At 55.0% G+C, this 19,597-nt stretch carries 20 protein-coding genes; 3 read left to right on the top strand and 17 right to left on the bottom strand.

Features of this window, described 5'->3' with window-relative positions:
* Positions 1 to 154: 154 nt before the first annotated feature.
* The 12 genes from secF to IE105_RS01175 all read right to left on the bottom strand — a co-directional run bounded on the left by secF (position 155) and on the right by IE105_RS01175 (position 10,218).
* Positions 155 to 1,174, bottom strand: coding sequence for a protein translocase subunit SecF (secF, locus tag IE105_RS01230; protein WP_189494523.1), 1,020 nt, complete (start codon positions 1,172 to 1,174; stop codon positions 155 to 157).
* Between the two features lie 9 nt (positions 1,175 to 1,183).
* Positions 1,184 to 2,821: a protein translocase subunit SecD gene (gene secD, locus IE105_RS01225; RefSeq protein ID WP_189494521.1), complete on the bottom strand. Its 1,638-nt coding sequence runs from the start codon at positions 2,819 to 2,821 to the stop codon at positions 1,184 to 1,186.
* 11 nt (positions 2,822 to 2,832) lie between these two features.
* Positions 2,833 to 3,159 carry a preprotein translocase subunit YajC gene (gene yajC, locus IE105_RS01220; protein WP_189494519.1) on the bottom strand — a complete coding sequence of 109 codons (327 nt, stop codon included), beginning with the start codon at positions 3,157 to 3,159 and terminating at the stop codon, positions 2,833 to 2,835.
* Between the two features lie 120 nt (positions 3,160 to 3,279).
* Positions 3,280 to 4,053: a lytic transglycosylase gene (locus IE105_RS01215; RefSeq protein WP_189494517.1), complete on the bottom strand. Its 774-nt coding sequence runs from the start codon at positions 4,051 to 4,053 to the stop codon at positions 3,280 to 3,282.
* A 56-nt stretch (positions 4,054 to 4,109) separates the two neighbouring features.
* Positions 4,110 to 4,946, bottom strand: a complete 837-nt coding sequence (gene tatC / locus IE105_RS01210) for a twin-arginine translocase subunit TatC (protein ID WP_189494515.1) — start codon at positions 4,944 to 4,946, stop codon at positions 4,110 to 4,112.
* Complete coding sequence (gene tatB / locus IE105_RS01205) at positions 4,943 to 5,251, bottom strand: Sec-independent protein translocase protein TatB (RefSeq protein WP_189494513.1); 309 nt, start codon at positions 5,249 to 5,251, stop codon at positions 4,943 to 4,945. The genes tatC and tatB overlap by 4 nt, the downstream gene beginning before the upstream one ends.
* Before the next feature lie 9 nt (positions 5,252 to 5,260).
* Positions 5,261 to 5,476, bottom strand: coding sequence for a twin-arginine translocase TatA/TatE family subunit (locus IE105_RS01200; RefSeq protein ID WP_189494512.1), 216 nt, complete (start codon positions 5,474 to 5,476; stop codon positions 5,261 to 5,263).
* A gap of 78 nt (positions 5,477 to 5,554) precedes the next feature.
* Entirely contained in the window at positions 5,555 to 6,307 is a 753-nt protein-coding gene (gene scpB, locus IE105_RS01195) for an SMC-Scp complex subunit ScpB (protein ID WP_189494510.1), read from the bottom strand.
* Entirely contained in the window at positions 6,304 to 7,128 is an 825-nt protein-coding gene (locus IE105_RS01190) for a segregation and condensation protein A (protein ID WP_233353915.1), read from the bottom strand. The genes scpB and IE105_RS01190 overlap by 4 nt, the downstream gene beginning before the upstream one ends.
* Positions 7,125 to 8,138, bottom strand: a complete 1,014-nt coding sequence (gene nagZ / locus IE105_RS01185) for a beta-N-acetylhexosaminidase (RefSeq protein ID WP_189494508.1) — start codon at positions 8,136 to 8,138, stop codon at positions 7,125 to 7,127. Before nagZ ends, IE105_RS01190 begins: the two co-directional genes overlap by 4 nt.
* A 1-nt stretch (position 8,139) precedes the next feature.
* Positions 8,140 to 8,886, bottom strand: coding sequence for an SPOR domain-containing protein (locus tag IE105_RS01180; protein WP_189494506.1), 747 nt, complete (start codon positions 8,884 to 8,886; stop codon positions 8,140 to 8,142).
* A gap of 132 nt (positions 8,887 to 9,018) precedes the next feature.
* Positions 9,019 to 10,218: a deoxyguanosinetriphosphate triphosphohydrolase gene (locus IE105_RS01175; RefSeq protein ID WP_189494504.1), complete on the bottom strand. Its 1,200-nt coding sequence runs from the start codon at positions 10,216 to 10,218 to the stop codon at positions 9,019 to 9,021.
* 72 nt (positions 10,219 to 10,290) lie between these two features.
* Here IE105_RS01175 and erpA point away from each other — a divergent pair, with 72 nt between their 5' ends.
* Positions 10,291 to 10,638, top strand: coding sequence for an iron-sulfur cluster insertion protein ErpA (gene erpA / locus IE105_RS01170; RefSeq protein ID WP_189494502.1), 348 nt, complete (start codon positions 10,291 to 10,293; stop codon positions 10,636 to 10,638).
* A 61-nt stretch (positions 10,639 to 10,699) separates the two neighbouring features.
* Complete coding sequence (locus IE105_RS01165) at positions 10,700 to 12,004, top strand: MFS transporter (protein WP_189494500.1); 1,305 nt, start codon at positions 10,700 to 10,702, stop codon at positions 12,002 to 12,004.
* On the opposite strand, the gene IE105_RS01160 is transcribed toward IE105_RS01165, so the two are convergent.
* Both IE105_RS01160 and IE105_RS01155 read right to left on the bottom strand, forming a co-directional pair.
* Entirely contained in the window at positions 12,001 to 13,356 is a 1,356-nt protein-coding gene (locus tag IE105_RS01160) for a M28 family metallopeptidase (RefSeq protein WP_189494498.1), read from the bottom strand. The genes IE105_RS01165 and IE105_RS01160 overlap by 4 nt on opposite strands.
* 4 nt (positions 13,357 to 13,360) lie before the next feature.
* Entirely contained in the window at positions 13,361 to 14,344 is a 984-nt protein-coding gene (locus IE105_RS01155) for a fatty acid desaturase family protein (protein ID WP_189494495.1), read from the bottom strand.
* A gap of 14 nt (positions 14,345 to 14,358) precedes the next feature.
* Between IE105_RS01155 and IE105_RS01150 the strand changes: the two genes are divergently transcribed.
* The gene (locus IE105_RS01150) at positions 14,359 to 14,973 is read left to right on the top strand and encodes a carbonic anhydrase (protein WP_189494493.1); all 615 of its coding nucleotides are present in this window, start codon (positions 14,359 to 14,361) and stop codon (positions 14,971 to 14,973) included.
* Here the strand turns inward: IE105_RS01150 and ligA are convergent.
* From ligA to IE105_RS01135, 3 genes are read right to left on the bottom strand one after another with little or no spacing between them, the layout of a single operon-like run.
* Positions 14,970 to 17,003, bottom strand: coding sequence for an NAD-dependent DNA ligase LigA (gene ligA / locus IE105_RS01145; RefSeq protein ID WP_189494491.1), 2,034 nt, complete (start codon positions 17,001 to 17,003; stop codon positions 14,970 to 14,972). The two genes, IE105_RS01150 and ligA, sit on opposite strands and share 4 nt — an antisense overlap.
* 1 nt (position 17,004) lies before the next feature.
* Entirely contained in the window at positions 17,005 to 18,681 is a 1,677-nt protein-coding gene (gene recN, locus IE105_RS01140; protein ID WP_189494489.1) for a DNA repair protein RecN, read from the bottom strand.
* A gap of 27 nt (positions 18,682 to 18,708) precedes the next feature.
* On the bottom strand, positions 18,709 to 19,557 hold the full coding sequence (locus tag IE105_RS01135) for an outer membrane protein assembly factor BamD (RefSeq protein WP_189494487.1): 849 nt from the start codon (positions 19,555 to 19,557) through the stop codon (positions 18,709 to 18,711).
* Positions 19,558 to 19,597 lie beyond the last annotated feature (40 nt).

Below are 19,597 nucleotides of genomic sequence, written 5' to 3'. Positions count from 1 at the left end.
CCCGCGCGAGCCGTTAGCGTGAGCTATGTTCCGGCTCCACCTTATTATAGGCCCGTCTATGGGTTTTTTTCGGGAGACAGCCCGACCTCAACGTTTGAGGCGGAACGGGGTCCCTATAATCCGGCGACGCAGCGCAGCGTCGCCGTGATCAATATTACGCCGTCTGGGATTCGGCGTCTTTCGGCGCGTCGACCCGAGACCCGCGCTTAAGGTTGAGCATAAGCAACATCGGGCTGGCGACAAAGATTGACGAGTAAGTCCCAACAATCACGCCCCAGATCATCGCGAATGAGAATCCGCGCAGACCCGGTCCACCGAGAATGAAAAGAGCTGTCAGAGCAAGTAATGTGGTGACAGACGTCAAAATAGTCCGGCTCAGCGTATCATTAATCGACACATTAATGATGTCGACCAAAGGCATTTTCTTAAACTTGCGGAGGTTTTCACGAATACGGTCATAAACGATCACCGTATCGTTCAATGAATACCCGACAATGGTCAGGATAGCAGCGATAATGGCGAGGTTAAATTCGATCTGGAACAGCTCGAACACACCGAGCGTCAAAATAACATCGTGCAACAGCGCAACAACCGCGCCCGCACCGAATTGCCACTCGAATCGGAACCAGATGTAGGCAAGAACAAAGCCAAGCGCGAGAATGACCGCGAGCAGACCTTTGCGACGGAGTTCACCCGAAACCTTGCCGGACACAGTTTCCGTCGCATCAATACGGACCGTTTCATATCGGCTCTCAAGGAAATCAATCAGCTCTTTTTGAGCAATCTGTTGAGCATCCGTCTGAGCCTGTCTGATTTCATCAGCATCAGCCGTCTCACCCTCGGTTGCCAAGTCTTCATCTTGCAACGGCAGACTAATACGCAGATAATCGTACATGATGGCAGAACCCGCAGGTTGCGAAATATTCTGCACCGTCGATCCCGTGAACTCTTCTTGCACCAAACCCTGCACGTCAGACGGCGGAGCCTGTCCGAAATCTACGGTCGTGACAACGCCCCCAGAAAAATCGATGCCGTAATTCAATCCGTTTGTAAGAAACAGAAACAGCGAAAAGACAACTGCGATAGTTGACAAAACAGCCGCACCAATTCGTAATTTGACGAATGGAACGCGCGGCTCAACCGGCAGGAATTTGACGAGTGAAATATCACGCATAGTCTTATCCTAGATCGGCAATGTTTTAGGTCGCGTCCCGCGCAACCATGTTGCCGTCAGCAAGCGGGCAAAGACAACGGCGGTAAAGACCGACGTGACAATCCCGATGGCCAGCGTCACGGCAAAGCCGCGAACCGGGCCTGAGCCAACAAAATAAAGAGTGATCGCCGCGATCATTGTTGTGATGTTGGCATCCAAAATCGGCGCAAGAGAGCGGCGATAGCCCGTCTCAATCGCGTTGACAGGCGGACGACCATTGTAAGTTTCTTCGCGAATACGTTCGAAAATCAACACGTTTGCATCCACCGCCATCCCGATCGTCAGGATAATCCCGGCAATCCCGGGCAAGGTCAGTGTCGCACCCAAAATCGTAAGGGCCGCCGCAATCAAGGCAATGTTCGTTGCCAGTGCTAAGACAGCAATTGTCCCAAAACGGAGTCCGTAAGAGAGCCACATAAAGATCGCCACACCCAAAAGACCGATGACAGATGCCACCTGCCCGGCGCGGATCGACGCTTCACCCAACTCAGCAGAGACCGTGCGTTCTTCGACGATCAAGAGCTTTGCTGGAAGCGCGCCGGCGTTTAGGAGGCGGGACAGTTCAGACGCGGAGTCAGGCGTGAAGCTACCTTCAATATAACCACGTCCACCCGTGATAGCCGACCGGATATTCGGTGCCGTGATAATCTGACCGTCCAAAACAACGGCGAAGGGACGACCAATGTTTCGTGCTGTCATCTCACCAAATAGGCGGGAACAACGGAAATTAAACTTGAAGTTCACAATCGGATTGCCCCGGTCCGGATCAACACCCGGCGAGCTATTCTCAAGACACTCCCCCGTGATCCGCGTGCTTTCTTCAACAATCAGACCGCCAGCGCCATCTTCATTGGGGAAATAGCGCGTCCCAATACTGGCTAAGCGCGCTTCACCCGTAACAGGGTCGAATGTTTCCATCGCTTGACGCAAAGCCCGCTCATTGTTGCTGTCGCCGTGGACCAAGTGGAAAGACAGGTTGGCCGTCTTATTAATGGCAGCCTTGATTTCGTCGATGTTTTTGGCACCGGGAACTTGTAGCAAAATGCGGTCATCGCCTTCGCGAACCAACGTCATTTCTGTTGTCCCCGACGGATCAATCCGGTCACGCAGCACTTCGATCGACTGATCAATCGTGCGTTTACGGATGAATTCAATTTGCGCGGCTGTGATTTCAACTGAAAAACCGTCATTCCCGACAGGTGTGACAATTGTTGTTTTCGGAGAGCCAATCTGCGACGGGTCAACAGGGACACTCAACGCGCGAACAATATCCAAGGCTGCGGCCTGATCTTCGGCGCGGCGCATTTTACCAACAACAATACCGTTCGTTATTCGAATCGTATCGGCACGAAGGTTTGAGTCGCGGAGCTCGGTGAGAATACCTGTGCGTTCATTCACCAGCGCTTGTTGCAGCACGCTCGACAAATCGACTTCGAGCAGCATGTGCGCCCCGCCCTGCAAATCGAGGCCGAGGTTGATCGTTTTCTGCATGAACCCTGGAAGGTTCGCTCGTGTCTCAGGCTTCATCGCGTTGGGCGCGGCAAATATAATGCCGAGCGCAACCAGCCCGATGATGAAGAACGTCTTCCAGCGCGAGAAAAATAGCATCGACGCCGGGCCTAATCGTTCGCAGCGGATTTGCGATTACGCACATCCGCAATCATGGTCCGAACGACCTTCACATCAACATTTGTGGCCACAGTGATCGTCAGGTCATCGTCAGAGACTTTTTTGACCTTGCCGATCAAACCGCCATTGGTGACGATTTCATCGCCTCTCGCAATTTCACTCAGCATCGCCTTGTGCTTTTTCATCCGCTGGCTTTGCGGACGAATGAGCAGGAAGTAGAAAATCAAGCCGATGACGGCGAGCATCAGGAACTGGCCACCGACGGCTGTTCCCGCCCCGCCTGCTGGAGTGGCCTGTTGGATCAGCGTCATGAACATAGGAGGCTCCGCCTGCAAGTCGTGTCGGAGAGAGACTCTCCGACAATGAGTGTTTGGCGGCTATATAAGGGCGATCGCGCTATCCGCAAGCAATCGCGTCAGGATGACGGGGATTAAACGCTATTGCGCTAGACAATGGTCCTCAGGAAGTGACAGCATATGCCCCGGACTGAGTTTGTCAGGGTTAGACAAATCGTTTCCACTGATGAGCCGATCTTCCGAAACACAGGTCCGCCGCGCAATCGCCGCCAGCGTATCCCCGGACAAAACAGCATAGGCCATGATCCGTCGATGGACAGGGTCCGCTGCTAATTTCGTGTCTGTTTCAGTCTCCAGCGCTGGGGCGATGGGCTGCGTTACCGTGCGAAGGTTGGGGGTGTTCGCCGCCACAACCTGTTTCTGGACGGGGATCAGCAAGTTTTGTCCAAGTTGAATAGCGGAGCCACTAAGTTGGTTCGCCTGCTTGAGTTCAACGACCGTCACGCCGTAGCGTTTAGAGATATTATAAAGCGTGTCTTTTTTGACGACTGTGTGGACCACGCCTGTCGCAGGTGTGTCGTAAAGTTTCATCGGTTGCAGCCCGTTTGGCGCCGCGGGAGCCTGAACAGAATTTGCCTGAAGCGGAGTTGGTGTCAAAACGGGGCTGGGCGTAGGATTATCAAGGCCCATTGCGTTCCGGAAAACGGCAATGCGTTCAGCCTCTTTTTGCAGTTCGGTTTTCGCCACCGCTGGGGGCGTAACTGAGGTTGCGGGCGTGACTTGGACCGAGGCTGTGACTTCGGCAGGATGGTTTGCCTCAACGATCAACCCAGTTGGCGCTGATAAATCATGCGCTTGTGCGAAAGCCGATGGGGCTAGTGATGAAATAAGGGCAACCAAAAGAAGCTGGCGCATGACGTATCCTATCCAATGTTTCGGCTAAGGATAAGATTATCAGCGTTAAGGAACCGCTAAACTGGCGTATCTGGCTCAGCTTTGCGCTCAACGGCTTTTACAGCCAGAATTGATATTTCATACAGCAGGTAGATCGCACCGCCGAGAATGAATTGCGTGATCGGGTCGGGCGGTGTCGCGAACGCAGCGAATACGGCAATGCCTAAAATCGCATATTTGCGCCAACTGCGTAGTTGCGCCGCGCTGACAATCCCTGCGCGCCCCAAAAGCGATAGAATGACGGGCAGTTGGAACGACATGCCAAAGGCGAGAAAGAGCGTCGTGGACAGTTTAAGATAATCTGCGATCCGCGGCAGAAGCTTGATCTCTTGCCCGCCCCCAATGGCCTGCTGCCCCAACGCAAATTCCATGACGAAAGGAAAGACAAAGAAGAAAACGAGGCACGCCCCCGCGACGAACAAAACCGGGCTCATAATCAGATAGGGGAGAAATGCGCCCTTCTCATTCTTGTACAGCCCCGGCGCGACAAAACGGTAAATTTGATAGGCGATGATCGGAAATCCGATCACGATTCCGCCAAACATTGCGATCTTTAACTTCACAAAGAAGGTTTCCAACGGCTGCGTCGCGATGATTTCCATATCCAGGATAGGCTTGCCCAAATCCACCATACGGACATTGTAACGGATAATCGCTTGCTCAAACGGCCACAGCAGCCAATCGACAATATAATTCAAAAACGGCGCACATAAGATCATCCCGCCCACAACGCCCAAAACCGATTTGATCATGCGGGAGCGGAGTTCGTTAAGATGTTCGAGCAAGGGCGCGCGGGAGGATTCGACCTCATCTGCGTCCGGTTGATCCGTCTCTAATTTAGCCGGGTCTGTCATGTCTTGTCTGAGGACAGGTCAGTCGCGTCACGCAATTCCGTATTCAAATCGAGGATATCGTCTTGGAGTTCATCATCTAAATAGCCGAGGCTTTTCATTTGTTCGATTTCAGCGCGTAGAGATTTAATCTCATCATCCGCATCCATATCATCGAACGCATCTTTAAATTCCTGCCCCATCGCGCGAATGCGAGCCATGAAGTTGCCGAGTTTGCGCATGACTTTAGGAAGGTCTTTCGGACCGACGACAATAATGGCGAGCAGGACAATGACCACCATTTCCCCGAAACCGAAGGACGGGAGCATGGGCTGAGCCTAGTCTTTCTTACGGGGTGTAACGTCCAGCGCGTCATCGGCTGGGTCAACGTCTGCGGTCTTTGCATCGCCGACTTCGTCTTTCAGCCCCTTTTTGAAGGACGTAATGCCCTTACCCAAGTCACCCATAATATTGCTAATTTTGCCGCGTCCGCCAAATACCAGTAAGGCAATAACGATAATAGCAATGATGCCGATGGGATGTGCTGTTAACATGGCTTATCTCTAGTGGCCGGGAGGCAGTGGGTCAATCGCGCCCAATCAGTTGGGCGGGTATTGTCGACGCAATATCACTCAATCGTCATCATCCGCCAAGAAATCTGCGAAAAACTCAGCATCTTCTGTGTCCATTTCCAGCGGATCTTCGTCGTTTTGCAACGTATCCAACATGGATGGCTCCGGCATTTCGAAGTCTTTTGGCAGGCGCGGATCAAGCAAGCCAGCCGCCTTCAACTCATCACGTCCCGGAAGATCGCTGATCTGTTCGAGGTTGAAATGGGCCAAAAACCCTTCGGTTGAGCCATAAGTCACAGGACGGCCCGGCGTTCGGCGGCGGCCCCGCAAGCGAACCCAGCCCAATTCCATCAGCACATCCAAAGTCCCTTTTGAGACAGCCACACCACGCACATCTTCGATTTCGGCACGGGTGACGGGTTGATGATAGGCAATAATCGCGAGTGTTTCTAACGCCGCCTTCGAGAGCTTCCGTGGTGCTTCACGCACATCAATGAGATTACTCGCTAAATCCGGAGCTGTTTGAAAGCGCCACCGGTCCGCTATTGAGACGAGGTTGATCCCGCGGTCCGCGTAATCGCGTTGCAGCCGTGCGAGCAGCATACCGACATCTGTGTCTTTGGGCATCCGATCCCGCAACGTCGCGACATCAATCGGTTCTGACGCCGCAAAGAGTAAGGCTTCGAGCAAGCGCAGGTCACGCGGAAGAGGGTCTCCCTCACCTGATTGTTTCAACCGCTCCGAGAGTCGAATAATATCGTCCTCGATCCCGGCGGTGGCTTTGTCGAGCCGATCTGATGTCGGTCGGGTCATGATCCGCCCTTATTGGTAGTCCGCAAATATATGGGTTGAAAGGCGGAGGTTTGACGGAGTTCAATATCGCCTTCTTTGGCAAGCTCAAGCCCTGCGAGGAGTGAGGAAGCTTTAACCGAGCTTTGCGGCACATCATCCGATAAATTACGGCGATCAATCAAACTGTCCATTTCTGTCCACTGAGACAAGTCCACGCGTGTATTTGCCATCGCGCGTTTCAATCGATTTCTCGCCTCCTCCATGCTTAGCACTTTCGGCTTAGGCAATGTATGGTGTTGAAAGGCGGAGCGTGTTCGGGACGTGCCGTAGGCTTTCAATAAATCAAATAGTTCTGCTTCGAACAAAGGCGTTGTGCGAGATCGAAGGCCTTCAGGCGCGCCGCGCACAAGAATTTCCTGCCCGGTTTTAGGCAAACGCATCAAGCCGCTGACCGTGCGGCGCATGGCGTCCAGTCGCTCCAAGCGAAACGCCAACATCGCCGCGAGCTCTTGCGCTTCAGGGGTTTCGTTCTCAGCCTTTTCGCTCGGCAGGATCAAGCGGGACTTAAGATAGGCCAACCACGCGGCCATGACGAGATAATCAGCGGCCAGCTCAATCCGGAGGTCCTGCGCCGTTTTGATGAAATGCAAATATTGCTCAGCAAGCTCTAAAATCGACACGCGTGCGAGGTCGACTTTCTGTTTTCGCGCGAGTTCAAGCAGCAAGTGAAGCGGACCCTCAAACCCATCAATGTCCAGCAGAAGCGCATCTTCGCTGTCTTCAGCCGCATCCGAGGCGTCGAAGAAAAGGTCTTCTTCAAAGTCTTCCGTCACGACGATCATACGAAGGGCGACAGTATGCTATCAAACTCCGCTTCGGCCTCTTCCCGATCATAGTTTTCCGCATAGTTTGTTGAATTCTCGGCGATTTTCGCTCGCTCCAAGGCTTTGCCCTCTAGGGGTTTACAGCCTTTGGCGACGTCAATCATATCGGGCATCTGTCCGGAGCATTGCAGAGCAATATCGCATCCTGCCGATAAAGCGGCCTCTGTCTTGGACACTAAACTATGTCCGGAAAGCGCCTTCATATCGAGGTCATCCGACATCAACAGGCCATCAAACCCAATGGAATCACGGATTAAGTCTTTGAGCGCGCTGGCCGATGTTGTCACGGGTTGATCATCTACGACTGTGTAAACTGCATGCGCCGTCATCGCCATCGGCGCGTCAGCCAGCTTTCGAAACGGTACAAAATCAGTGCGCTCCAGTAACGCCCGGCTGGTGTCGATACGGGGAAGTGACAGGTGGCTATCGACGGTCGCACGGCCATGCCCGGGAATATGTTTGACCACAGGCGCGACACCGCCTTGCATCAGTCCCGACATCGCCGCATGGGCAAGATCAATAATCTGGTCCGTGCGGTCGCCTAGTGCACGGTCCGAAATGATCGGATCAGATCCGGGTTGCGGCAAATCCAAAACGGGCGCGCAATCCGCCGTTATCCCGACAGCCCGCAGGTCATCGGCTATCAGGCGGTGGCCCAGAAACGTGGCACGTTTCCCCGTCTCTTCATCATCATTATAGAGCGACGCATAGGTCGCCCCTGTTGGATAGGCGCGCCAATGCGGCGCTTTGAGCCGTTGAACCCGTCCGCCTTCTTGATCAACGAACACGAGCGCGTCACGCCCGACAGCGTTACGAAGATCGCTGCAAAGCCGATAAATTTGGTCCGGATTATCCACATTTCGCGAGAACAGGATAAAGCCCCACGGATCGGCATCGCGGAAAAACGTTTTTTCGCTAACGGTTAGCCGCGGCCCTGACAGGCCGAGAATAGCGGCAAGCTGGCTCACCCTAGCGCCGCGCCACGAAACAGGATTGACCGGCGGCCTTCAGACGGTCGCACGTCGCGCTAGCATCCTCCCGAGAACCAAAGCCCGCCACGCGCGCCCGGTAATAAATCCCCTTCTCCGCCAGATCGACTCGAACGATATCAGAGCGATAGGACGATAGGATCGCGCTATTCTTGGCCCGGATGGCGGCATAGGTCGCTTCGGCTTCGGCCTGACTGCGAAGTGAGGCCACTTGCACAATCCATTCAGAGTTCCCTGCGACGGGTTGGCTCGGTGTCTCGCGCGCGGGCGGCGTGACAACAGGGCGTGTCACGGGCTCTTGAATAGCCGGCGTCGGCGCGGGGCGAACAGGATCCGGGGTAGGTTGAACCTGCGGCCGCTCTTGTGAGGGCTGTGGCATCTCTACGGGCTGCTCTGGCGGCGGAAGTGTGATGACATCGGTGCTCGGATTATTGCCGGACATGACTTCGAAGACTTCTTTGTCCTGATCCGGGGTTTGCATACCACCAGCGTCTTCGGGGACGATTTTAAACGGCGTGTTCTCCGCCGTGATCAATGGCGGATCACCGCGGTCACGCACACCCGGTTGATAAAGCTTCAACACGATGAACGCGAGAACCAGCAATATACCGAAACCGATGACGAGCTTAAGCAGCCCGGCTCGCTCTGATGTGCGTGTCACATCAAACGGCGTCAGCGGTTCGTCCGGTTGCATTCCCGGATTGAATTCAGGCCCATCAGCGCTCATCCATCTATCCCCTCATCAGCGTTCGCGTCTTGCGAATCGCTCATGCTTCCTAAAACTATATCGCAACCCAAATGCGGCGTCTTGTTGACGACCTACGGGAATCTCGGGTGTAGGTTAAAGACTTATTGCAGCCTACCCGCCGAGATATACCGTCGCCGTGAAGAGTTTGCGATGTTCAGTGATCGCGAAATTATCTGTCATCGATGCAATATAGTCGCAAACAACCCGCGCGGTTTCAGGCGTGTGCGACCCCGCACAGTTCAATTGCACCTCCGTCGGCAAGAGCGACGGGTCGGAAATGACTAGACCGAACAATTCTTCCACGACACGCGACGCCTGCCCCATCATACGGTTGACGAGATAGTGACGATACATACGTGTCATCAGAAATTTTCGCAGCGGACGTTCCTTTTCGCGGAACTCAGCACTGAACTCACAGATCGCTTCAGGAAGGTGACGAATATCGTCTGGGCTTTGCGGATCATGTTTATCAAGGCGACGGCGCGTTTCCGCCAGCACATCCGCCACCATATAACCGATCATATCGCGCACGGCCTCATGGATCATCCGGTCACGCGAAATGTCCGGATAGCGACAGCGCACATCAGCAAAGGCCTCGCCAACAAACGGGACGTCCATAATGTCTTCAACCGAGAACAACCCGGCCCGAAGCCCATCATCAATATCGTGGTTGATATAGGCAATATCGTCAGAGATAGCGGCGACCTGCGCCTCTGGCCCCGCGTAAGTGTGCAGCTCTAAACCTTGATAATCCGGTATCGCCCGCAACGCCCACGGCAGCGTTTTATAGTCCGCTTCGCGCACGACGACGGGGCCGTTATGTTTGGCAATACCTTCGAGCGTCTCCCACGTCAGATTTAGCCCATCAAATTCAGCATAGCGGCTTTCTAAATGCGTCACGATCCGCAGCGTCTGTGCATTGTGATCGAACCCGCCGTAAGGCGCCATCGCTTTGGAGAGCGCGTCTTCGCCGGAGTGACCAAACGGCGTATGACCCAAATCATGGGCCAGCGCCAAACATTCGGCGAGATCTTCATCCAAGCCCAAAACCCGCGAGATTGAGCGGGCAATTTGGCTGACCTCAATCGAATGAGTCAGGCGGGTCCGGTAATAATCGCCTTCATGCGCCACGAAAACCTGTGTTTTGCCTTTGAGGCGACGAAAGGCAGAAGAGTGGATAATTCGGTCTTTATCGCGCTGAAACGGGCTACGTTCCGACTTGCTGGGCTGCGGGATCGCCCGACCCCGCGCATTATAAGGGTCTGATGCGTAGGGCGCGCGGGTTTGGCGGGTCGGCTTGAAGACTGTCACAGTCTACCTCTCATTCGGCGGCCAGACGTGCGGCGGCCTTTCACTTGTGCATTTGCACGCTATATAGGGCCTATGACTGAAACGGCTACCCAAACCACACCGATCACACTCAGCGCCTCTGCGGCGAAGCAGATCAATGCGATTATGGTCAAACAAGGCGCCAAACGTCTGCTCCGCGTGGCCGTGGATGGCGGCGGCTGTTCGGGTTTTTCCTACCGTTTCGGCTTTGCTGACGCCGTAAATGATGATGATCTGCTCATCGAACGCGACGGCGCTCGCGTTGTGATCGATGAAATGAGCCTCGAATTCCTGACAGGCTCAGAAATCGACTATTCCCGCGAGCTGATCGGCGCCGCGTTCAAGATCAATAACCCGAACGCGACGGCCAATTGCGGCTGCGGAACAAGTTTTTCAATCTGATTCCCGCCCAAATTATTTTGAAATAGATTCATCTAAAATACTGTGGCTGCGTATTCAGCCTATGGCAGTCACTGAAACATTAGAGACAATAATATATAGGCTCGCGATCGATGATGACGGTCGATCGTGTAAAGACATCCCGGACTCCGCCTGCAATGAAGAGCCAGGTAATTTTCAGCGTCACGTCTTAGCGCTGTCTCTCACCAAAATCTCTGACGGTCTGATTGATCCGAAACTGATCCTAAGCTGGTTGATGACCCAACTCGGCGCAGGAAGCGGGCTGGTGGGGCTCCTCGTCCCAATTCGAGAGGCGGGAGCACTTCTGCCGCAGCTATTTACGGCGGCTTGGCTCCGGCGACTGCCGCAACGCAAATGGGCGTGGAGCCTCGGTGCAATCATTCAAGGATTAATGGCCATAGCGATCGTTGCAGCCGCTCTATTCGCACCGAAAACAATGGCCCCTGCACTAATACTAATTGCGTTGACGACCTTATCCCTCGCTAGAAGCGTTTGCTCGGTCTGCTACAAAGATGTTTTGGGAAAAACCGTCTCCAAATCCCACCGAGGCGCAGCGACGGGACTGGCATCTTCGATCGCTGGAGGCGGCACTATGGCTTTCGCAGCCCTACTCATTTTAGGATGGGTTGACCGCTACACGCAGTTTATCGGCGCAATCACACTGGCAGGGATTGCGTGGTTACTGTCAGCGGCCATCTTCGCAACCTTATCAGAAGACAAAGGTGCGACCTCCGGCGGCGGGTCAGCCATTAAAGACGCGGTTTCCAATCTCTCCTATTTGAAGACTGACCCTCAGCTTAGGCTCTTTATAGTCGTTCGCGCTTTGCTGACGGCCACCGCTCTTGCTCCGCCTTTCATTGTCGCTTCGGCAGGGAAATCGAGTGGGTCCTTGCTAGAGACCTTGGGCTTTTTCGTTTTAGCCTCAGCAACTGCGAGCCTTGTGAGCGGATTTGTTTGGGGTCGACTTTCAGACCGGTCGAGTCGCAAGGTTCTCATCGCGACCGGAATTGTCGCGGCAGGGATCTTAAGCCTCACGGCTCTTGTCATTGTCTCAGGACGGACGGAGAACCTTCACTTGCTGCCGTTCTGTTTATTTATTCTGATGCTAGCCTATGAGGGCGTCCGGCTGGGTCGCTCGACACATTTAGTGGATATGGCAGACGCAGACACCCGCGCCGCATATACGGCGTTATCGAATACCGTTATTGGGATTGTACTTCTCGCAGGCTCCGGCTTTGGCTTGATCGCTCATCTTTTGGGTCCCGCCACAACGATTGCGACGATGGCCACCATGAGCGCCGCCGCCGCAGGGCTTGCACTTAAACTAGACGAAGTTCAGGCCGACTAAAACCGCCCCGCCGCCCCCGGAAACACCACAGGCGTTTCGCTGCCGTCTTTAGCCACCGCGCTAACACCGAAGAAGTAATTATCGATCACGAGGTTGTCGAAACTCCATTCATTGACTTTGCCAATAAAGCGCGATCGGGTCCACTCAGGTTCCGTTGTCAGTCGCCAGTGCACGCGGTAGCCTGCGAGGTTCCCCGCATTGCCCGGCGTCTCCCACGTCATCTTGGCCGATGGCTGCACTGCGCCTTCAATTTCGACACTGGCCGGGAATGGCGGCGCGCCAGCCATGCCCGCAAGGGTGATCGCATTCAGCGCCGTGAGCTTGGCAGCATAAACCGCGTCGACGCCGTCCATCGTGTCGCCATAAATGACGCCGTCTTCCGTGCGCAAATCCTGATGCTGGCGATCATAATGTTCATGCGTTTCCATAATCCGCACGCCGGGAATGCCGACTTGGTTGAACGGGCGGTGGTGGCCGCCGCGGCCGAAACGGTCGAGACGGTAGACCATCATCACGTTCAAATTGGTCATATATTGGTCGGCTTGCGCTTTGACGTAGCGCGCCAGATTACGCGACGGGCTGTCAACTTCGCCGCCAGTAAAACGGCGGCTACGCGCCTCCGCAGCCGTTTCGACAAAGCGCGTGCCTTCAGAGAAGACGCGGGCCGTTGTGTTGTCCGTGACGCCGTCAATGCCGGAGATATTCGAAATCATATCATTGTTCAGAACACCCTTGATTTCCCACCCTTGGGCGAGAGCGTAATCTGCGACGATCTTACCGCCAAACAGTCCCTGCTCTTCTCCTGATAGACCCGCATAGATGATCGATCCGGCAAATTTGTGCTTCGACAATACCCTCGCGGCCTCAATTGCGCCGGCCATGCCGGAGGCATTATCGTTCGCACCGGGACTGTCGCTGGTGCCGTTGAGCGGATCCGTGACGCGGCTATCAATGTCGCCGCTCATCATGACGTAGCGGTTGGGGTCCGTAGTGCCGCGTTGAATGGCAAGGACGGAGACAACCTCTGTCGGTTCGGGAATACGGCTCTCACCGCTGATCGTGTCTGAGACATAGATGACCTCAAGACAGCCGCCGCACTCGGCGCTGATCTTTTCGAACTCTGCGGAAATCCAGCGCCGTGCCGCGCCAATGCCGCGCGTGTCGGACTCCGTCTCGGAGAGCGTATGTCGCGTGCCAAAATCAACCAGTGTTTGGATGTCCGACCGGATTCGCTCCGGGCTCGGTGCCACGGCGACCTCATAAAGCATATCGACTTCCGCGGGAGGAGAAGCGTGAGAAAGAGCCGGAACACAGAGCGCGAGCGTGGTCCCAATAGCGAGAAGAGATCGCATAGTTTTATCCTGCTGAAGCGAGTTTCAGAACGCGAGCGTAGCTCGGCTGCATTTCCATGTCGGCGTGATGATCGACCATCGCTCGGTGCAGACGCGGCAACTGCCAGCACGGCACAAACATATAGGCATGATGTTCAACGTGATAGTTAACCCAATAAGGCGCGAGGAAAATCCGCGCGACCCAATTGGCGTGAACAGTCCGTGCCTGTGTCAAAACGTTGCCGTCCGTCGTCGTCAGCGCATGTTCGGCGATATTACGGTTGCGCAGCACGGCCAAGAACCATGTCATCAGCGGCAAAACCCAAAGGACCGGATAGACCCACCAATGTCCGAGCGCGGCGAGGACCGCGAACAGTATCAAATTGGTGATCCGCGATGGCCATGGCGATGTCTTTTCGAACGCGTCCATGCCCGGCTCTTTTTGCGCGCTTCGGCTAATCATGCGCAAACGAAAGAATGTTTGTCCGGTCAAGTCGCGGATGAACTTGCGCCGCAGGCTGGCTTTGGTCGTTGGAAACTTGGCCGACAGTGGCAAATCCGGATCGTCGTCTGACTGTGTGTAGCGGTGATGTTTCAAGTGGTAGTGGCGGTAGGCGAGCATATCGCCGCCATAGGGCGCGCCGAGAATCCATTTGCCAACAAATTCATTGATCGCTTTGGTCTTGAACAACACCCCATGTGCGGCATCATGCATCAGGATCGCCATACCGTGCTGCCGTGATCCGACGAGCAAAATGGCGAGAAGAATTGTCAACGGATTGGTCCAAAAGATCGCCATCGCCCACGCCGCAAAGACAACGCCCCAGACATGAAGTGTTAGCCACGCGCCCCATAGATCGGATCGCTTTGATACCAATCGAACGGTTTCGCGGGGTAGATATGTCGCAGAGGCTCCCATAATGACAGATTGCGCGTCTGGCTCATTCAAGTCAATGAAACCACCGCGTTGATCCGTATGCGATAGTCCGTATGAACGCTGTTGCGACATTGAGGCAAAATACCATGAACGACAGACTTATCGAAGGGTACCGCAATTTCCGGTCATCGGACTTTTCGGTGCAAAAAGATCTGTATGAACGGCTCGGCACAACCGGACAGTCCCCACACGTCATGTTGATATCCTGCGCCGATTCCCGCGTTGACCCGTCTGATATTTTTCAGGCCTTCCCCGGGGAAATGTTCGTGCTCAGAAACGTCGCTAATATTGTCCCGCCTGCGGAAATGGAAACACAAACACCCAGTACGGCCGCGGCCTTAGAATATGCGGTTAACATCCTGAAGGTCAGTGTTATTGTTGTGATGGGGCATGAGAGTTGCGGCGGCATTCAAGGCTGCCTCAGCGGCATTACTGATGGCTATGTCGGCGCTTGGATCAACCATCTGTCATCCGCCAGAGATCGGATTGCAGCGCGCGGATTAGCCCCCGAAGTTGCTCAAACTGAACTTGAACTCGAAGGCGTAAGGCAGAGCCTTGGCAATCTTATGAGTTATGATTTTATCCGGGAAGCAGTCGAGGCTGGAACGCTCAAATTGCAAGGGGCTCATTTTTCCATCATCTCGGCGAAACTGCTCATGATGGATCTGTCAGGCAATTTTGACGAAGTGAGCCCCGATTAAGGCGTTATAAGCGCGAGCCACTCATCTTCTGTCATCACTGTCACGCCAAGCGATTCGGCCTTTTTAAGCTTACTTCCAGCCCCCGGTCCGGCGACAAGATAATAGGTCTTGGCCGATACAGACCCAGCCACTTTCGCGCCTAAAGATTGCGCTCGCACCTTCGCTTCGTCGCGCGAGAAGCGCTCCAGCTTGCCTGTGAACACAACGGTTTTGCCGGCGACGGGAGAGTCGGTCTCGACCGCCACTTCATCCTCGACGGTGACTTGCCCCAGCAAACGCACTAGCGCTTTATGGGATGGCTCCGCTGTGAGGAACTCATGTAGAGAATTGGCCGCAGCCTCGCCGATGCCGTCAATCGTCAGCATATCCCCCGTCCCCGCGCGCACGCTAGAATCCAGAGCCAACCAGCTTCCGTAATGGCGGGCCAGAAGATTGGCATTCCCCTGCCCGATATGACGCACACCAAGCGAACGGATAAAGCGGGCGAGGCCGACTTTGCGTCGGATTTCAATTGCGTCAAATAACGCCTGTGTGCTCTTCTCGCCAAAGCCGTCACGGGCTTCGAGTTTCAGCGCGTCATTGCGGTCTTTAAGCGTGAAAATATCGGCAGGCTCGCGGACGTCGCCGCGCTCAAAAAACTGCTCAATCTGTTTTTCGCCCAGCCCATCAATGTCAAACGCCGGACGTGACGCGAAATAGATGAGATATTCCTTGGCCTGCGCCGGACAGGCAACAGTATTGACGCAGCGGCGGATGACGTCACGCTTACCTTTTTCGTCCACCGCACGGATCGCATCAGATCCACAGGACGGGCATTGTGTCGGGAAGTCAAACGGCGCGCCGCCGCCATCCTCCGTCACCTCTAATATTTGCGGAATGACATCGCCTGCGCGCTGAATTCGCACCATATCGCCCGGTTTGACGCCAAGCCGCTCGATCTCATCTTCATTATGTAGGGTCGCCTTGGACACGAGCACGCCACCGACATTGATCGATTTGAGGTGGGAGAGCGGCGCGAGCGCGCCTGTGCGGCCGACATTAATATCAATGCTCAGTAGCTTTGTGATCGCTTTTTCCGCCGGAAATTTATGCGCAATCGCCCAACGGGGTGCACGACCCGCAAAACCAAGGCGGCTCTGCCAATCCAGACGGTCAACTTTGTAAACGACGCCATCGATATCATAGCCAAGATCGGCACGCCCAGCTTCAATCCGACGGTAATGCGCGATCAGACCATCTGCGTTTACAAACCGGTCTGTTAGTGTGTTCGTCTGAAAGCCCCACGCGGATAGCTTTTCGATTGCACCGAACTGAGTGTCTGAAACCGGCTCGCTGACGTCCCCCCACGCATAGGCAAAGAATCTTAGCGGGCGTGAGGCGGTAATAGCCGGATCGATTTGGCGGAGGCTCCCCGCAGCGGCATTTCGCGGGTTCATATAGCGCTTGTCGCCCTTCGCCTCTTGCGCATCATTCATGACGTCGAAGGCCGAATGCTCAATATAGACTTCGCCTCGGACTTCCAAAACCTCTGGCCAGCCTTTGCCAGACAATGTCTTCGGGACATCTGCTAAGGTCCGCAGATTCCGCGTGACGTCTTCGCCCACTGCGCCGTCCCCGCGCGTCGCGCCCTCGACGAAAATGCCGTTTTCATAACGCAGCGCGGCGGAAAGACCGTCAATCTTCGGCTCTGAGGTAAAGGCCATCTCCTCCGCTTCACTCAGCCCAAGAAACCGACGCGCCCGCGCCGTCCATTCCCGCACGTCCTCGTCCGAGAACGCATTGTCGAGACTGAGCATCGGCACGCGGTGCGGGATTTTGCCAAAACGCCCGGATGGTTTGGCGCCAACGGTTTGGTTCGGGCTGTCGTCACGGACAAGCTCCGGGTAAATATCCTCCATCGCCCGCAACTCCATCCGGATCGCATCATATTGCGCGTCCGTCAGCTCCGGCGAGTCGTCTTGATAGTAGGCACGGTCTGCCGCTTTTATCTGCGCGATAAGTGCGTCATATGTCGCTTGCTTATCGGCCATATTAGCGGCCCATAAGCTGACGTGCCGCCGCGCGGGCCGCGTCTGTCACAGTGTCACCCGCCAACATCCGGGCGATTTCTTCTTCTCGTTCTGACTGGGAAATCGCGTGAACATGAGTGTTCGTCGCGGTTCCAGTCGAAGTTTTCTCGATCCGAAATTGATGGTCGGCGGACGCGGCTACTTGCGGGCTGTGAGTCACAACGAACACTTGGGCCGACTCTGACAGTTTCGCCAAGCGACGCCCGACAGCGGTCGCGACAGAGCCGCCGACACCTTGGTCAACTTCATCGAACACCATCACACTTTGTGTCTTCGCCGCGAGGGCCACCTTAATCGCCAGCGCAAATCGTGCCATTTCGCCCCCGGACGCAATTTTATCGAGCGGCCCTAACGGCGTGCCGGGATTGGTCGACACAGTGAACCGGACGAGATCCGTTCCAAGAGAGGATTCGGCCGCGTCCGTAATGTCCGTCACAAACCGGGCCCGATCCATTTTAAGCGGCGGTAATTCTGACGCCACGGCTTTGTCCAACGCCTTCGCGGCTAGAAGTCGCGCTTTCGTGAGCCTCTGCGCTGACGTATCGTAGCGGGCTTTGGCCGCATCCCGACGTTTGAGGGACGCCGCAATATCGGCTTCAACCGTTTCAATCGCGCTCAATTCTTCTGCAAACGCCGCCCGTTTCGTGACCAGCGCGTCGATCCCGACTCCATATTTCCGAGCGGCCGCGCGCAGGGAAAACAGCCGCTCTTCGACGTCTTCCAATTTGCCGGGCTCAACATCAAACGCTTCGGCCGCGTGGCCAACGGCTTCTCGGGCTTCATTGGTTTCCAACAGGGCGCGTTCTAAACTTTCTGCGGCCATTTGCAGGGCTTTCGAGGCGCGGCTCTCGCCATCCCCGAACTTGGATCGCACGCGTTCAATGCCTGTTAAGGCGCGCGTGAGGCGTTCTTCAAACTCACCGCCCTCGCCTAACGTATCTTGCGCCGATGTCAGTTCACTTAGGGCCCCTTCGGCCCCTTGGAGGAAACGACGTTGTTCAGCCAAAGCCTCGTCCTCACCGGGACGAGGGTCCAAACGGTCCAATTCGGCAATGGCTATATCCAGAAACTCCCGATCGTCTCCGGCCTTCGCTTGTTTTGCCTTGAGAGCGTCGAGGACTTTCTGCGTGTCGCGACGATCCCGGTAGGCGTCTCGAACAGCGGCAAGCTCAGCGTCATAGCCGCCAAAATTATCAAGCATGTCGAGATGTGTATTCGGGTCGAGCAATCCGCGCCCGTCATGCTGTCCGTGTACTTCCAACAAAAGCGATCCAATCGCAGAGAGCGTTTTCACCCCAACCGCTTGGTCATTCACATAGGCGCGTGATCGGCCATCCGCCGACACAACGCGTCGCAAACGAAGATCTTCGGACGCATCGCCGTCGATATCTTGATTCGAAAGTATGGCCCAAACCGGATGCGAATCTGCGAGGACAAAGCTTGCTGTTGTAGAGGCCTTGTCTGTTCCAGCGCGGACTAAACCGCGATCAGACCGCGCCCCTGCGGCCATACCGAGGGCGTCGAGAAGAATAGACTTCCCCGCCCCGGTTTCCCCCGTGAGCGCGCTTAAGCCATGCGAAAAAGTGAGATCGAGTGATTCGATCAAAACGACATTCCGGACTGATAGTCCGCTAAGCATTAAACTGGCTCCCCCAAAGACGGCGACCTAGAAAAGGCGCTCTTTGAGCCTTTCGAAATAGCCTCGCTTGCCCGGTTTGGCAATTTCATCATCCAGATTAACGCCGTATTCGGCGAGCAAATCATAAGAATTTTTGTACCACGCACTCGCGGGGTAATTATACCCAAGAACGGAACCGACCTTCTTAGCCTCACCGATAACGCCGAGCGTCACATAGGCCTCAACCATTCGGTGCATCGCCTCTTCGACCTGCGACGTCGTATCATACTCACGCACAACGTTTTTGAACCGGATGATCGCGGCCAAAGGCTGATTCTGTTTCAAGTAGAAGCGCCCAATCGACATTTCTTTCCCGGCGAGGTGATCCTCTGTCAGTTCGAGTTTCAACCGTGAATCACGGGCGTAATCAGATTCAGGATAGCGGCGGATGACTTGTTGCAACGATGATTCAGCGTTCACAGTCGTTTGCTGATCCCGGCCGACATCATAAATTTGATCGTAATAATTGATCGCGATCAGATAATACGCATAGGGCGTCGATTCAGAACCAGGGTGCAAACCGATATAACGCTGCGCGGTGACGACGCTTTCTTCATAGTCCGCTGAGCGGTAGGAGGCGTAAGCACTCATGAGGAGGGCCCGACGCGCCCATTCCGAGAACGGGTGCTGACGTTCAACTTCTTCGAAGAACAGTTTCGCTTCGTCCCAACGGCCTTTTTCGAGACGTTCAATCGCCCCATTGTAGATAAGCTCCGCCGGACGCTCGATATAGGCGAGCTTCTCTTTGCGGTCTCCACCAATGCCCAAGGTTGAGCAGGCGGTAAGAATAAAGATGGCCGACAGCGCTAAAGCGCTTCTGGCAAAAATCGAGGTCATTGGAATCCCGTCAGCACACAGCGTGTTATAGGGGCCATAG

The organism is Algimonas arctica, assembly GCF_014652695.1.
Lineage (GTDB): Bacteria > Pseudomonadota > Alphaproteobacteria > Caulobacterales > Maricaulaceae > Litorimonas > Litorimonas arctica.
The sequence above is the reverse complement of the archived record's forward strand: the minus strand, read 5'-3'. Positions and strand labels throughout refer to the sequence as shown.

Coding starts and splice junctions, on each gene's coding strand:
- secF (WP_189494523.1), bottom strand. CDS start 1,174: ATGCGTGATATTTCACTCGTCAAATTCCTGCCGGTTGAGCCGCGCGTT.
- secD (WP_189494521.1), bottom strand. CDS start 2,821: ATGCTATTTTTCTCGCGCTGGAAGACGTTCTTCATCATCGGGCTGGTT.
- yajC (WP_189494519.1), bottom strand. CDS start 3,159: ATGTTCATGACGCTGATCCAACAGGCCACTCCAGCAGGCGGGGCGGGA.
- IE105_RS01215 (WP_189494517.1), bottom strand. CDS start 4,053: ATGCGCCAGCTTCTTTTGGTTGCCCTTATTTCATCACTAGCCCCATCG.
- tatC (WP_189494515.1), bottom strand. CDS start 4,946: ATGACAGACCCGGCTAAATTAGAGACGGATCAACCGGACGCAGATGAG.
- tatB (WP_189494513.1), bottom strand. CDS start 5,251: ATGCTCCCGTCCTTCGGTTTCGGGGAAATGGTGGTCATTGTCCTGCTC.
- IE105_RS01200 (WP_189494512.1), bottom strand. CDS start 5,476: ATGTTAACAGCACATCCCATCGGCATCATTGCTATTATCGTTATTGCC.
- scpB (WP_189494510.1), bottom strand. CDS start 6,307: ATGACCCGACCGACATCAGATCGGCTCGACAAAGCCACCGCCGGGATC.
- IE105_RS01190 (WP_233353915.1), bottom strand. CDS start 7,128: ATGATCGTCGTGACGGAAGACTTTGAAGAAGACCTTTTCTTCGACGCC.
- IE105_RS01180 (WP_189494506.1), bottom strand. CDS start 8,886: ATGAGCGCTGATGGGCCTGAATTCAATCCGGGAATGCAACCGGACGAA.
- erpA (WP_189494502.1), top strand. CDS start 10,291: ATGACTGAAACGGCTACCCAAACCACACCGATCACACTCAGCGCCTCT.
- IE105_RS01165 (WP_189494500.1), top strand. CDS start 10,700: ATGGCAGTCACTGAAACATTAGAGACAATAATATATAGGCTCGCGATC.
- IE105_RS01160 (WP_189494498.1), bottom strand. CDS start 13,356: ATGCGATCTCTTCTCGCTATTGGGACCACGCTCGCGCTCTGTGTTCCG.
- IE105_RS01155 (WP_189494495.1), bottom strand. CDS start 14,344: ATGTCGCAACAGCGTTCATACGGACTATCGCATACGGATCAACGCGGT.
- IE105_RS01150 (WP_189494493.1), top strand. CDS start 14,359: ATGAACGACAGACTTATCGAAGGGTACCGCAATTTCCGGTCATCGGAC.
- ligA (WP_189494491.1), bottom strand. CDS start 17,003: ATGGCCGATAAGCAAGCGACATATGACGCACTTATCGCGCAGATAAAA.
- recN (WP_189494489.1), bottom strand. CDS start 18,681: ATGCTTAGCGGACTATCAGTCCGGAATGTCGTTTTGATCGAATCACTC.
- IE105_RS01135 (WP_189494487.1), bottom strand. CDS start 19,557: ATGACCTCGATTTTTGCCAGAAGCGCTTTAGCGCTGTCGGCCATCTTT.